The organism is Peptoniphilus sp. DNF00840 (assembly GCF_001553125.1).
GTDB lineage: Bacteria > Bacillota > Clostridia > Tissierellales > Peptoniphilaceae > Peptoniphilus_A > Peptoniphilus_A vaginalis.
In genome coordinates this window covers 24473-37251 of the sequence record NZ_KQ960211.1, presented here as the reverse complement: position 1 = coordinate 37251, position 12779 = coordinate 24473, and the positions used below count along the sequence as shown (strand labels likewise).

17 protein-coding genes and 2 tRNA genes are annotated in these 12779 nt (G+C 31.9%); all 19 read left to right on the top strand.

Annotated elements, in window-relative coordinates; all coding sequences use genetic code 11:
• The first annotated feature begins 9 nt into the window (after positions 1–9).
• The 19 genes from HMPREF1864_RS04630 (at position 10) to HMPREF1864_RS04540 (ending at position 12777) form a co-directional block, all read left to right on the top strand.
• Complete coding sequence (locus HMPREF1864_RS04630; protein WP_062571670.1) at positions 10–390, top strand: prepilin-type N-terminal cleavage/methylation domain-containing protein; 381 nt, start codon at positions 10–12, stop codon at positions 388–390.
• On the top strand, positions 380–1111 hold the full coding sequence (locus HMPREF1864_RS04625) for a prepilin peptidase (RefSeq protein ID WP_062571669.1): 732 nt from the start codon (positions 380–382) through the stop codon (positions 1109–1111). The genes HMPREF1864_RS04630 and HMPREF1864_RS04625 overlap by 11 nt, the downstream gene beginning before the upstream one ends.
• A 3-nt stretch (positions 1112–1114) precedes the next feature.
• Entirely contained in the window at positions 1115–2404 is a 1290-nt protein-coding gene (locus tag HMPREF1864_RS04620; protein ID WP_062571668.1) for a type IV pilus biogenesis protein PilM, read from the top strand.
• 28 nt (positions 2405–2432) lie between these two features.
• A complete protein-coding gene (locus HMPREF1864_RS04615) occupies positions 2433–3416 on the top strand; it encodes an AIR synthase family protein (RefSeq protein WP_062571667.1) in 984 nt (327 codons plus the stop codon).
• Positions 3417–3487: 71 nt separating this feature from the next.
• Complete coding sequence (locus tag HMPREF1864_RS04610; protein WP_062571666.1) at positions 3488–4834, top strand: N-acetylmuramoyl-L-alanine amidase; 1347 nt, start codon at positions 3488–3490, stop codon at positions 4832–4834.
• 10 nt (positions 4835–4844) lie between these two features.
• Positions 4845–5561: a ribonuclease PH gene (gene rph, locus HMPREF1864_RS04605; RefSeq protein WP_062571665.1), complete on the top strand. Its 717-nt coding sequence runs from the start codon at positions 4845–4847 to the stop codon at positions 5559–5561.
• On the top strand, positions 5558–6142 hold the full coding sequence (gene rdgB, locus HMPREF1864_RS04600; RefSeq protein ID WP_062571664.1) for an RdgB/HAM1 family non-canonical purine NTP pyrophosphatase: 585 nt from the start codon (positions 5558–5560) through the stop codon (positions 6140–6142). Before rph ends, rdgB begins: the two co-directional genes overlap by 4 nt.
• A 69-nt stretch (positions 6143–6211) precedes the next feature.
• Positions 6212–6288 (top strand) — tRNA-His (locus HMPREF1864_RS04595).
• Between the two features lie 38 nt (positions 6289–6326).
• Positions 6327–6413, top strand: a tRNA-Leu gene (locus HMPREF1864_RS04590).
• Positions 6414–6689: 276 nt separating this feature from the next.
• Positions 6690–7085, top strand: a complete 396-nt coding sequence (locus tag HMPREF1864_RS04585) for a NusG domain II-containing protein (RefSeq protein WP_082718914.1) — start codon at positions 6690–6692, stop codon at positions 7083–7085.
• Complete coding sequence (locus tag HMPREF1864_RS04580) at positions 7082–7582, top strand: Gx transporter family protein (protein ID WP_062571663.1); 501 nt, start codon at positions 7082–7084, stop codon at positions 7580–7582. The genes HMPREF1864_RS04585 and HMPREF1864_RS04580 overlap by 4 nt, the downstream gene beginning before the upstream one ends.
• 8 nt (positions 7583–7590) lie before the next feature.
• Positions 7591–8166, top strand: coding sequence for a Maf family protein (locus tag HMPREF1864_RS04575; RefSeq protein WP_062571662.1), 576 nt, complete (start codon positions 7591–7593; stop codon positions 8164–8166).
• Positions 8167–8189: 23 nt separating this feature from the next.
• Positions 8190–8909: a RadC family protein gene (gene radC, locus HMPREF1864_RS04570; protein ID WP_062571661.1), complete on the top strand. Its 720-nt coding sequence runs from the start codon at positions 8190–8192 to the stop codon at positions 8907–8909.
• Positions 8910–8917: 8 nt separating this feature from the next.
• Positions 8918–9466, top strand: a complete 549-nt coding sequence (locus HMPREF1864_RS04565; protein WP_062571660.1) for an SGNH/GDSL hydrolase family protein — start codon at positions 8918–8920, stop codon at positions 9464–9466.
• Positions 9453–10595, top strand: coding sequence for a hypothetical protein (locus tag HMPREF1864_RS04560; RefSeq protein ID WP_062571659.1), 1143 nt, complete (start codon positions 9453–9455; stop codon positions 10593–10595). Before HMPREF1864_RS04565 ends, HMPREF1864_RS04560 begins: the two co-directional genes overlap by 14 nt.
• Entirely contained in the window at positions 10564–11004 is a 441-nt protein-coding gene (locus tag HMPREF1864_RS04555) for a type II secretion system protein (protein WP_062571658.1), read from the top strand. The genes HMPREF1864_RS04560 and HMPREF1864_RS04555 overlap by 32 nt, the downstream gene beginning before the upstream one ends.
• Positions 10988–11368, top strand: a complete 381-nt coding sequence (locus HMPREF1864_RS04550) for a type II secretion system protein (RefSeq protein ID WP_231723503.1) — start codon at positions 10988–10990, stop codon at positions 11366–11368. The genes HMPREF1864_RS04555 and HMPREF1864_RS04550 overlap by 17 nt, the downstream gene beginning before the upstream one ends.
• Positions 11313–11819: a prepilin-type cleavage/methylation domain-containing protein gene (locus HMPREF1864_RS04545; protein ID WP_231723502.1), complete on the top strand. Its 507-nt coding sequence runs from the start codon at positions 11313–11315 to the stop codon at positions 11817–11819. The genes HMPREF1864_RS04550 and HMPREF1864_RS04545 overlap by 56 nt, the downstream gene beginning before the upstream one ends.
• A complete protein-coding gene (locus tag HMPREF1864_RS04540) occupies positions 11812–12777 on the top strand; it encodes a hypothetical protein (RefSeq protein WP_062571657.1) in 966 nt (321 codons plus the stop codon). The genes HMPREF1864_RS04545 and HMPREF1864_RS04540 overlap by 8 nt, the downstream gene beginning before the upstream one ends.
• Positions 12778–12779 lie beyond the last annotated feature (2 nt).

Sequence of the window (12779 nt, the reverse complement as noted above, 5' to 3'; positions counted from 1 at the left end):
GAGGGACATATGAAAAACGCAAAGAAAAACAAGGGATTTACCCTAATCGAGTTGGTTATCGTAATAGCCATTATTGCAATTTTAATTTCCATTGCAGCGATGAAGTACAGCTCAACGAACTTAGCAGCAGAGGCAGCAGCTCACAATGCCAATGTCAAGGTCTTAAAAAGTGCAGGCATACTTTATTTAATAGACCATCCAGATTCAAAAGGTGAAGTTAATGTCGAAGCTTTAAAACCTTACCTTGAAGGAGGAAAGATACCAAAGCCTGCTAAGCATTTAAAAGTAGAAAAATTTACTATTACTTCAACAGAAGATGGGGATGTCACAGTTAAACCAGGTCCACTTAAGGTTCAAGATAAGAAGTTAGTCGAAGAGAATGAAAAATAATTTATATTTTATTTTTATATCTTTATTAGTATTTTTATTTGGAGGGTCCCTTGGATCCTTTTATCAAGTTTTTATTGAGAGAAGAGAAAGGGGAGAAGACTTTATATTTTCAAGAAGTTCTTGCAACTCTTGTAATAGGACTTTGAAGTTTTATGAGATGGTCCCAGTTTTTTCTTATATATTTTTAAGAGGGAGTTGTTCTTCCTGTGGAGAAAAAATTGGGAGAGAAAACTTTTATATAGAAGTCTTAACTTCTCTCTTAGCTCTCTTGGTTTTTATTAGATACAAGATTTCTCTTGAAGTCCTAATAATTATTTTTATTGTAATAGTAGCAAGCTTTATAGGAGTCCTTGATTATAAGACAGGATACATTTATAACCTTGACCTCTTTATACTTTTATTCTTTGTGATAATTTATAAAATTTTTATAAGTGGAGGGGTCCTTGCTTCTGTAAAGTTTTCTCTTGCTATGGGCCTTATATTTTTTCTATTGTATTATTTCACAGGGATGATGGGGCTAGGCGATGTCTACTATGCTTTTATCATGGGACTAGTTGCCAACAATTTATTTGATGCCTTTCTATTATTTCGCGACTCCTTTATAATTGCTGGCATTGTATCCTTGATTTTGCTTTTACTAAAGAAGAAAACCCTTAAGGATTCAATTTCCTTTGGGCCCTTTATGACTACAGCTATAATTATTTTCTTTATTTGCAGGTGAATTATGTTTGACAGAAAAATAAAAATTAAACTTAACGATGGATTTATAAATATTTTTGATGAGACGAAAAAAGAAGAAGAAAAGATTAGTATTCCCATGCCCTATAGGATTTATAGGGATGGGAATATTTTAGATTATCATCATTTTTTCTACAAGATGGGCAAAGTTTTTAAAAAATTAGACTTAAATAAGAAGGACAAAGTCTTTATTATTTTTGATTCTACTTCCTTCATCCATATCAACTACAAGGTCCCAGAAATTGATGAGAGTGAGATAAGAGACTTTTTAAAGCTTGAGTTAGAAGATTATGGAGATTTTAATTTAAGTGATTATGAAATTTTTTACAAGAAAAACTCTATAGGAAATACTTTGGATTTTTCTATTGACCTTGTGCCTAAGAAAATGATTGAAGCTTTAAAAGAAGTTTTGGAAAAGTTAGAAGTTACAAACTATGAAATTCTCCCAGAGGCTCAAAGCTTATCTGGAGATGGTAAGTTTGTAGAGATACAAGCAGCTTACATAAAGTTAATTTCTCTTGAAGATAAGTTGGTAAAAACTTACAAGAAAATTTATGATGAGAACATTGAGGGTATGATTGGAGACAACGAATTAGAAGAAAAGAATGCCTCTAACATAATTAATCTTTGCTATGACATAGAAGAGCAGAATGTTGAAGAGGACTTTCTCTTTAAGTATAGAAATTTCTTTCTTAGGCATATAAGCAAGTTAGAAAACTATGCTGGAGGAGATAAAATTTATATCTTTGGAAGGATTGCTGACTCAGAAACCTTAAAGGACCTTTTAAAGTCTTATAGCAATTTAGAGTTTGAGTATATTGGAGAAAATTTAGAAGTTAGTCTTCCAGATGCAAAAGAAAAGAAGAAGGCTAGAATAAATAAAAATAAAAATTATATTAATTTCATCCTTCCCTTGGCTATTTTAATTTTAATAACTTCCAACCTCATCTACTACAATAAGCTTAAGAAAGAAAAGGAACTTACAAGTAAAATGAAAAGTTCTCAAGAAGTAGAAGCTAATGAAAGGATAGATTTATCATCTGATAGGTTTCAAGAAAAAAATAAAAAATTTATAGAAAAGATTGCTGAGATACAAAAACTTGAAGACGATAACTTAGTTATAACTTCTTATAACTTTGACAAGGGGAGGATAACAGTTAAGGGACTTGTCAAAGATGAGTCTTATTTTAACAAAAAATTTAAAGACCTAAATATTGTTAGCAAGAATTTTTACAAGGAAAATGGATTTAACAAATTTGAAATGCAAATAAAATAAGTGTAAAATTCTTGAGAGGTGTAAAAAAATGGAGATTGGAAAATTAAAAACAGATTTGTTGGAAAAATATATTTTCAACAAGCTAGTTTCAAATAGAGAAGAAGTTATCATGGGCGGTGGAACAGGCCTTGACAATGCAGTAATGGACTTTGGAGGAGACCTTATTGTTGCATCAACTGACCCCATAACAGGAGCGACAAAAAATCTTGGCTCTCTTGCCATAAATATTTCTGTAAATGATGTGAGCTGTCAATGTGCAGATCCAGTTGGAATCTTGATGACACTTTTAATTCCACCATCAGCTAGTCTTGATGACTTAAAAGAAATTGTAGATGATGCGACAAGAACAGCAGGGGAATTAAATGTAGATATTGTAGGAGGTCATACAGAAGTCACTGACGCTGTAAATAAAATTGTAATTTCAACAACTGTTATTGGAAGAGTTAATAAAAAGAGAAGACCAGACCTAAAGACAGTGAAGGCAGGAGATGTCCTTGCTGTTTCCAAACATCTTGGAATTGAAGGCACAAGTATAATTGCCCATGAGAAAGATGAAGTAAAAAGTTTTTTAAGCGAAGAAGAATATGAACTTGCAATATCACTTTCAAGGGACCTTTCTGTCCTTAAAGAATCAAAGCTTGCAGGCAAATATGGTGTTAAGCACATGCACGATATAACTGAAGGTGGACTTTTTGGTGCAGTATGGGAAACTTCTAAGGCCCTAGGGCATGGAATTAAAATTTTTGCCGATGCAATCCCACTACTTGATGTGACAAAAAAGATTTGTGATTTTTATAAAATCAATCCAATGAAATTAATTTCATCTGGGTCTATGCTAATGGTTTTTGATGGCGAAAAATTTAATGACTTCAAAGAAGAAGCAGAAGCTAGTGGCATTAAGGTCACAAAAGTTGGCGTGGTAAATAATGAAGACCAAGCTGTAGTTAAGTATGAGGACAGAGAAATTATCTTACGAGATCCAGATCCTGATGAACTTTATAAGGTGGTTTAAAATTATTACAATTTAGTTACATTGTTGACATTAATTACTAAAATTTATAAACTCTTATCTAGGTGAATTAAATGAAAAGAATTATTAAAATTTCGATATTGTCTTTGGCACTACTTATAAGTCCAGTATTTGCCAATAATCTATTTAATGTAAGCATAGGTAAAACTCAGTTTCAAGTTAAGAAGGCTGGAGTTCTTGTGAACGACAAAGTCTTGAAAACAGAATTTTCTCCCTACATAAAACAGGGAAGGACCTTCGTGCCTATTCGTGAAATCACAGAAAATCTTGGGGCAGAAGTAAAGTGGAATAACTTGGATAAGTCAATTAAGATTAGTCTTAATGGCGATACAATTGATATGAAGATTAACAGCCCCAATGTAAGTGTAAACGGCAAAAAAATTAGCCTAGATAATGCACAAGCTCCTCAGCTTGCTCTATACTCAAGTCCTAGAAAAGAAACTAAGACAATGGTTCCTTTGAGGTTCATATCAGAAACCTTTGGTTATGAAGTTGATTGGAATAATGATGAGCTAAGGGCAGAGATAAAGACTGATAAGTCTAAATCAATCGCTGAAGGCGACGATAAAGAAAATTCTAAAGACACTAAGAAGGGTAAAAATTCCAAGAACAACAAGAAGACTAAATCCAAGAATAAGTCAATTGATTCAAAATCTATTTTTGATAATGATTATTTTCAATCTAATCAAGAAAAGAGAGAAACTAATAAAATAAAGAAAGAAATCGAGGATGGTAATAAAGAAAAAGTCTTTGACCAAGCAGATCTTGAAAAGTCAGATGAAAAAGCAAAAAGAGTAATAAAAGACAGAATTGAAGTAAATGGAAAATTAAAAATTGTAATTGATCCAGGACATGGCGGAAAAGATTCAGGTGCAATTGCCCTTGACGGAGAAACTTATGAAAAAACTGTCAACCTCTTAGTTGCAGAAAGACTTATGGATAAGTTGAGTGCAAATAGTGAAATAAGTCCAACAATAACAAGAACTAGAGATGAATACATTCAGCTCTTAGATAGGGCAGGAGTTTCTAATAATGAAGATGCCCACTTATTCTTGTCAATTCACTTTAATAGTGCTGACAACTCTAGTGCCAAGGGAATAGAAGTCCTTTATGCATCAGAAAAGAATATAAGAATAAAGGATACAGTTCAAAAAAATTTTGCAAACTGTCTTCAAAAAGCTCTTATAAAAGAAACTGGAGCAGTAAATCGTGGAATTATAAATAGACCTGCAATTGTTGTTTTGAATAAGACAAAAAATGTTGCAGCCTTAGCAGAGCTTGGATTTTTATCAAATCCAGATGAGTTAGAAAAGATTAAAGACCCTGACTACATTGATAAATTAGCTCAAGGACTCTATAATGGTATAGTAGATTATATGAATACCTATGTAGACAAGTAGAAGGGAAAATATGAGAGAAGATAGACAAAACGACGAAGCAAGACAGATTAAAATCACTCCAAATTATTTAGAGCATCCCGAGGGATCAGTTTTAATAGAATGTGGCAAGACAAGAGTTATTTGTAGTGCCATGATAGAAAACAAGGTTCCAGGATTTTTGAGAGGAAAGAATAAGGGATGGCTTTCAAGTGAATACTCAATGCTACCAGGCTCAACCCCTACTAGAAAAGTTAGGGACATATCCAAGGGAAAGCTTGATGGAAGAAGTAGTGAGATTTCTAGATTAATAGGAAGAGCCTTAAGAACTTGTATAGATTTAGATAAAATTGGAGAGAGGACTATTTGGATTGACTGCGACGTCATCTCTGCAGATGGAGGCACAAGGACTGCATCAATAACAGGGTCCTACATTGCTCTTAAACTTGCAGTTAAAAAAGCCTTAGAGAACAACAAGTTTGAAGAAGATCCAATTGTTTCAAAAGTTGCAGCTATTAGTGTTGGGAAAGTCAATGGAGTAAAGCTAGTTGACTTAGACTTTAAAGAAGATTCCAATGCAGATGTAGACTTAAACATTGTGATGAATGACGACTTCCAACTCATAGAAATTCAGGGGACTGGAGAAAAAGATACATTTTCTATTGAAGAGTTAAATGAATTTTTACAAGGAGCCAAAAGAGGCATTGGAGAAATTTTTGATTATTTTGAAATTTTGGAGCAAAACCTATGAAGAAAATAGTTTTATCTACTGACAACAAAAATAAATTAAGAGAAATAAGAGAAATTTTAGAAGACCTAGACATAGAAATTTTTGGAAAGTCTGATATTGAAGGACTTGATTTTGAAGTAGTCGAAGATGGAGACACCCTTTATGACAACGCATTAAAAAAAGCAGATGCCATGGCAAAAAGAGTCGACTTAGCAGTCCTTGCTGATGACACAGGACTTTTTGTAAATGCACTTAAGGGTGAGCCGGGAGTTCACTCAGCAAGATATGCATCAGAGCATGACGACAAGAAAAATAGAGAGAAACTCTTAAATAATTTAAAGGATAAGGAAGATAGGTCAGCCTACTTTAAAACTCAAATAATTCTAATTGATTCTGAAAAAAATATAATTCCAATTGAAGGAGTTTGTAAAGGAAGAATTTCAAAAGTTGAAAGAGGAGACAATGGCTTTGGTTACGACAGTATCTTCATACCAGATGGCTTTGATAAAACTTTTGCAGAAATGTCTCATGAAGAAAAAAACCAAATTTCTCACAGAGCAAGAGCCCTAAAGAATCTCAGAGAAAAGTTAGAAAACCTATAAAAGATATAAACTTATAAAAGTTTATTGACAATACTTTTTTATTTTGCTATTATATATTTATTGTTCGTGGTGGATATGGCCTAGCTGGTTAAGGCGTCAGATTGTGGTCCTGAAGATCGTGGGTTCGATTCCCACTATCCACCCCACAATATTTAGAAGTGCCTGGCACTTCTTTTTTATTTATGCTAGAGTGGCGGAATTGGCAGACGCACCAGACTCAAAATCTGGCGATCGAAAGATCGTATGGGTTCAAGTCCCATCTTTAGCACCACAAAATTTTATTACTCCTACAGAGTTTACTATCACAAATTTGTGATCATGTAAAACTTTGTAGGAGTTTTTTATTGTTGTTACATTAAATTTTTACCACCAATGCTATTAATTAAGTTGATAGTATAAAAAGATTTACTTATACTTTTGCTTTTAAAAAATTCTTACACCACTTTTACACCAACTTATTAATTCAAATTTAACTTATTTGTAAGTTATAAAATTTAATTTTTATTTATTAAGTCATTAGTAAATAGAAGTGTGCTATAATGAATTTATGAATAAGATAAAAAAAGCTGATATTTTTGTTATTTTCTTAATAATAATTTCTTCATTTCTTATTTATTTTTTTACTAACAAACTACCAAAGGGAAAAGATTCTTCATCTAAAAAAGTTGTGATCACCGTTGATGGAAAAATTTTTAAGGAAGTTGATTTAAAAGAAAATACACATTTAGATATTAATGTAAATACACAATATGGTAATAATGAAGTCCATATTGAGAATGGAGAAGTCCAAATGCTAGAGTCTGATTGCAAGGATAAAATTTGCATGAAGATGGGTAAGATTAGTTTGCCAGGAGATTCTATTATCTGTCTACCTAACAGACTCATGGTTAAGATTGTAGAAGATAAACCTAACGATAAGAGTTTGGATATGATTATAAAATGAAAAAAAACACAAAGTTAATTTACTTATCCCTCTTAAGTGCTCTTGGTATTGTGCTTGGTCTTTTTGAGTCCTTGATTCCACTACCTGTAGCTATTCCAGGAGCAAGGCTTGGTCTATCCAATATTGTTGTCTTGGTTACTATAGTTGCCATTGGTTACAAGGAGGGATTTTTTGTAGCTATTTTTAAGACTATACTTTTGGGACTTGTGACAGGAGCAGTTTCAAGTTTATTTTTCTCAATGGGTGGGGCAATCTTAAGTTCTATTTCAATGATTATGGCTTACAAATTTTTGAGAAAGCACTTATCTTTAATTGGCATTAGTGAAATAGGATCTTTCTTTCACAACTTTGGTCAGGTACTTGTAGCTTCCTTTATTATGAAAACTACTGCCATTCTTGCTTACCTGCCCATTTTGGTAATTCTTGGAATTTTCACAGGATTTTTTGTTGGACTTACTTCTATGTTCATAGTTGATAATACAAATATTTCTAAATAGAGGAGCTTATGGAAAAAATTATTTTAGCATCAAATTCTCCAAGGAGAAGAGAAATTCTTGGGGAGTTTATAGATTTTGAAATCATCACAAGAGAAATAAATGAAGTTAAGGATGATGCCTTTTCTCCTTGGACAACAGTAATGGGTCTTGCCTTTGGCAAGGGTATAGAGGTAGCCAAGGAAAATGAAGATTCCATTGTTTTAGCGGCTGATACCTTGGTGGAACTTGATGGAAAGTTAATGGGAAAACCTAAGGATAGAAATGATGCAAGGGACATGATAAGAGCTCTAAGTGGAAAGACCCACAATGTATTCACAGGATATGCAATTTTTAAATTATCTCAGGGAATAAAGTACGTGGATTATGAAAAATCTTCTGTAAAATTTTATGACCTAAGTGATGAGGAAATTGAAGATTATTTAGATACTTTAGAGTATAAGGACAAGGCTGGTGCCTATGGAATCCAAGGCAAGGGATCACTTCTAGTTGAAGAAATCCAAGGCAATTTTTTCAATATTGTTGGATTTCCTGTTGGAAAAATAAATAGGGACTTAATTAAATTATTTGATTTTAATTTGTGGTAATAAATTTTTTAATGGTGATTTAAATGAAAGAGAAAGATTTTGAGAAGTACACTATAAAGGAAATGCCAGCAGATGAGAGGCCTCAGGAGAAATTAATTAAGTTTGGTCCTGATTATCTTTCCAATGCAGAGCTCTTGGCCCTTATTATTAGGACAGGAAATAGTAAGGGAGATTCTGCCATTGACACCGCCACTAAAGTTTTAAGGTCTCTTAGGTCAGCTAATGATTCTAATGGTCTAAACTCCCTTAAAAATGCCAGCCTTTCAGACCTAATGGAAGTTGATGGAATTGGAGAGGCCAAGGCTGCAATGATTCTTGCTGCAGTTCAATTGGGTATAAGACTTGCTGTTGCAAGTAATGGAACGAAGATAAGGGTTACCTCACCTTCTATTGCTGCGAATTATGTTTTAAGTGAGATGAGTGTCCTAGAACAAGAACACTTTAGGATAATGACCTTAAACACAAAAAAAGAAATTAATTTTATTAGAGAAATTTCTAAGGGGACTATTAACATGACTATAGTCCACTGTAGAGAAGTATTTAGGGCAGCTATATCTGACAATGCCCACAGCATAATTTTATTACATAATCACCCAACTGGTGATCCAAGTCCATCAAAGGAAGATATCAAATTAACAAAAGATTTAGTTGAAGCTTCGAAAATTATTGGGATAGATATCTTGGACCACATTATAATTGGGGATAACAAGTACTTCAGTTTTTTGGAAGAAGGACTTTTGTAGGAGGTCTTATGAAGTTTTGTGCCTTAGGCGATTCTATTTTTGAGGGATTTTTAGTTGGAGGAAAATCCTTAATTTATTACTTATCGGGAAAAGGTTATGATATAGATAACTATGGGGTTAATGGTCTAACAAGTGATGAGTTACTTTTAACTCTAGACAATTTAATTCCCTACGATGTAAATTTAATTTGTATTGGTTTAAATGATTTTTATAACGGAAAGTCTCTTGACTATGTTTTAAAGAATATTATAAAAATTGTAGAAAAGCTCAAAGAGAATAAGGGAAAAATTTTTATAATCACGCCATACCCCACTTCATTTTTAAATCTCGACGAAGCTTATAAGAGTTTTATCAACTTCACATCTGTAAACAATAAAATAAAAGAATTTGATAGGCTTTTAAAGGAAAGAGAAGGAGACTACAGGGTCATTTCCTTTTTTGACTATGCAAAATCAAATTGCATTGAAGAAGATTTAATCGATGGTATTCATCCAAACATCAAATTACACAAGGAACTAGCAGATTATCTTGAGGAAAAACTAAATGGATATTTATGATATTTTTTGCAAAAAAATTGGATATAGAAAACTTTCTAAGAGAGAAAAAATTTTATTTAGTATTTTGATTTTACTTGTAATCGAATTCTTATTTTACACCTTCTTATTAAAGAACCAAGTTCAAAGTACATCAGAATCAAACTTGAAAGAAGATCTTGCCCCAATAGAAGATGAATTTACATATAAGGGTTTTGATGATTTCTCACAAGACAAGCTTGAAAAAATTTCTAGTGAAAGCAATATAAGTAAAGATGGTTTTTCTAAGGACTCTCAAAGTGATATTGAAAGTTTAATCATTAGTGGAAAAGTTAGCTCACTTGATTTAAATACAATTGAAAGTCTTACAAATTATTATGGCTATTCAAACATTGACTTGTTAAGAAGTGATGAGGGAAACTTCACTTATAGTTTTAAGGCAGAAAAACCTTCCAAGGCAATTTCTTATAATGACTTAAAGAAGGCTTACTTTGGAGAAAATAATCTTAAAGAAGAAGTTAAGCCACAAGAAGAGAAGAAAGTTGCAAGTGAAGAAAAGAAAGTTGAAAAAATTACAAACTCTAAGCAGAATATAAAGATAGAAAATAAAAAGCAAACAAAAACAAGTAAGAAAACAAATTATAAGCACAAGAATCAAATTAAGGGTCACGAAGAAAAAATAAATAAGTTAAAGAAAAATAATTTTGCAGTGATACCTTCAATTTTGCCTGAAGAAAAGAAAAGCGAAAGTATATTTGATTTTGCTCCTAATAAGGTAGATGAAGGTTTAAAATTTGTTGAAAGCGATGGTATAAAGCTAGACTATTACCCAGAAGATAAAATAACATCTGTCTACGCAAGTAAGAAAGATATAAAAGATCTTGTTAAACTTGGTGTTGATAGGCACTGTAATGGTGTGTCTCTTTCAATTTATCTTCCAAATAAGTCCTTTAAAGAGATGGGAACTATAAATATTGCTGGACAAATTTTACCTTATAGGGGAGAAATTTTAGAAAGCGAGTGGACGAGAATAGACCTATATCAAAATGACATAAGCTACATTTACTTTATACCAGAAGACGATAAGGACTTACTTATCTTTATAAAAGAAGTTGATTACCATGAAGAAGAACAAAGCCTTTACCCTAATTGAGCTTGTAATTTGCATTGGAATAATTTTACTTCTCTTTAGCATTGGAGGACTTAATTTTAAAATAAGAGATAGGGTTCAAGCTAGGGAACAAATAAAGGAATTGGCTCTTGATTTAAAATTTTTGAAAAATTATTCTCAAATAAACAACATAAGGACATCATTGACCTTAAGTGATGGTGGATATTCAATAAATTTTGGTGAGAAAGAAAAAACTGTTAAATTCAATTCTCTTGTGAAGTTGGAATCCACAAACTTGGATAAAATTACTTTTTCAAGAAAGGGTAAGCCTTCTTACTTAGAAGAAAAGTCATCTGCTGGTACAATGATTTTTTCTATTGGAGATAAGAAGTATAAGATAACAATTCAGCCAGTTACAGGTAAGGTGAATTTTATTGAAATTAAGGAATAAAAATAAGGGACACTTAATGCTTGAAGTTTTGTTTTCCATTGCTCTCTTGGCATTAATTGCAACGACAATACTTCCAAATGTAATAAGTCTTTTAAAAAATCAGAACTACATTGGAGAAAGAGAAGAGTTAATTAGTCTTATGACTTCAAGAATGGAAGAAATTATTGGAAGTGCTTACAATAATGAGGACTTGAATTTTAATTTTGATTCTTCAGAAAATCATAATGACAAATTTAAAATTGAAATACAAAATGATTCTAGCGACAAGCTAAACCACATAACTTTAAGAGGAAAGAGACGAGGTTCTGATGAAGAAATTAAGATGGAGGTTTACCTCAAAAAGAAAGGCCTATTCACTAATTGAACTTGTGATGTCTATGGCTATGCTCCTAATTATTGGTATGGTAATCACTTCAATTTTAGGTGTATCACAAAAGGCTCTTACAAAAACTTACGAGAATGAAAATATTTCATCGGACTTGTCCTATGCTGTGGAGTACATAAAAGATGAAATTAGTGCTGCTGATTATTACACTGTAATAGACGGCAAAATATATTTCATTCAGCCAAAGGGCAAAAAATATAATTATGTATCCTTTGGAGTCAATGAGAAAAAATTATACAGGTATTCTATCTTAATAGATAGTTTAAAAAAGAGAAATAAAATTCACAGTGACGGAGTTAACGCCCTAATAGATAATGTCAATTCATTTTCCCTTGAAGATGATGGCGATTATTTTGCTGTAAAAATTGGATACAAGGATAAAGAAAAAATTACAAGAAAGATTGCAAAGAGGTCAAGGCTTTATGAGTAAAAGAAAAAAGGGATACATTTATATTTTTACAATTTTACTCATTAGCCTTCTTGCAATCTTTTTTTATTTTATTTACTCCTACATGACAAGTTCTACTTACATAAATAAAAATAGGTTGGAGTCCATTCAGGCAAATTATGCTCTTGAGTCAGCATTAAATATAAAATTATCACAAGATGACTTCCAAGATGAATTAGAAAATTTTATTTTTAATAAAACAACAAATAAGTTAAGCTTAGAAAAAATTCCAGAGGACACTGAGGTCCTAAGCCTTAACTTCAAGTTAGAAGACTACCGAGATGAAAATAAAAAGCTTGTCGATATGGTTAGCTTAAATAGTCAGATAAAATATAAAAACACCTTAGTTGGAGGAAAAGTAAAGGGTCACTATATGAATAAGATTTACAAAGAAGAAGATGGCGTACTTAATTCTTCAAAAGTTAGTCCTGACTATCTCTCAGTCTTAAAAGAAAAATTTAATGACGATAAGTGGTTAGACAAGGGCAAGAAAAAAATTTATTTAGATGGAGATTTTGTTTATGATTTCAAAAATGGCAATTACATAATCTATGAAGAGTTAGAAGTCTTTGATGAAAAGAGTCAAAGCTATGTAAAGAAACTAAATCCGCTTTATAAGCTAAAGGACAATGAAACAATAATTCAAAAATCTGGAAGCTTGAAGATTTTATCCATAAACCCTATTCAAATTTTAATAATAAATGATAAAGTAATGTTTAATGATAATGCATTATCTGGTATAATTATTCTAAAGGAAAATGCACAAATTGCTAATACTTGTACTTTAAATGGATATTTAATAGACCTATATGACAGAAACTCAGGTATAGGAGTTAAATATTCCTCACAAGTCTTCAGGATCTATGGTTATTTGTTGCCTGAATACATAAAATTTCAGCCAATTTCACTTAACTACTATGACATAGAAGATAATACTTAAAT

Coding starts and splice junctions, on each gene's coding strand:
- HMPREF1864_RS04630 (WP_062571670.1), top strand. CDS start 10: ATGAAAAACGCAAAGAAAAACAAGGGATTTACCCTAATCGAGTTGGTT.
- HMPREF1864_RS04625 (WP_062571669.1), top strand. CDS start 380: ATGAAAAATAATTTATATTTTATTTTTATATCTTTATTAGTATTTTTA.
- HMPREF1864_RS04620 (WP_062571668.1), top strand. CDS start 1,115: ATGTTTGACAGAAAAATAAAAATTAAACTTAACGATGGATTTATAAAT.
- HMPREF1864_RS04615 (WP_062571667.1), top strand. CDS start 2,433: ATGGAGATTGGAAAATTAAAAACAGATTTGTTGGAAAAATATATTTTC.
- HMPREF1864_RS04610 (WP_062571666.1), top strand. CDS start 3,488: ATGAAAAGAATTATTAAAATTTCGATATTGTCTTTGGCACTACTTATA.
- rph (WP_062571665.1), top strand. CDS start 4,845: ATGAGAGAAGATAGACAAAACGACGAAGCAAGACAGATTAAAATCACT.
- rdgB (WP_062571664.1), top strand. CDS start 5,558: ATGAAGAAAATAGTTTTATCTACTGACAACAAAAATAAATTAAGAGAA.
- HMPREF1864_RS04585 (WP_082718914.1), top strand. CDS start 6,690: ATGAATAAGATAAAAAAAGCTGATATTTTTGTTATTTTCTTAATAATA.
- HMPREF1864_RS04580 (WP_062571663.1), top strand. CDS start 7,082: ATGAAAAAAAACACAAAGTTAATTTACTTATCCCTCTTAAGTGCTCTT.
- HMPREF1864_RS04575 (WP_062571662.1), top strand. CDS start 7,591: ATGGAAAAAATTATTTTAGCATCAAATTCTCCAAGGAGAAGAGAAATT.
- radC (WP_062571661.1), top strand. CDS start 8,190: ATGAAAGAGAAAGATTTTGAGAAGTACACTATAAAGGAAATGCCAGCA.
- HMPREF1864_RS04565 (WP_062571660.1), top strand. CDS start 8,918: ATGAAGTTTTGTGCCTTAGGCGATTCTATTTTTGAGGGATTTTTAGTT.
- HMPREF1864_RS04560 (WP_062571659.1), top strand. CDS start 9,453: ATGGATATTTATGATATTTTTTGCAAAAAAATTGGATATAGAAAACTT.
- HMPREF1864_RS04555 (WP_062571658.1), top strand. CDS start 10,564: ATGAAGAAGAACAAAGCCTTTACCCTAATTGAGCTTGTAATTTGCATT.
- HMPREF1864_RS04545 (WP_231723502.1), top strand. CDS start 11,313: ATGAAGAAATTAAGATGGAGGTTTACCTCAAAAAGAAAGGCCTATTCA.
- HMPREF1864_RS04540 (WP_062571657.1), top strand. CDS start 11,812: ATGAGTAAAAGAAAAAAGGGATACATTTATATTTTTACAATTTTACTC.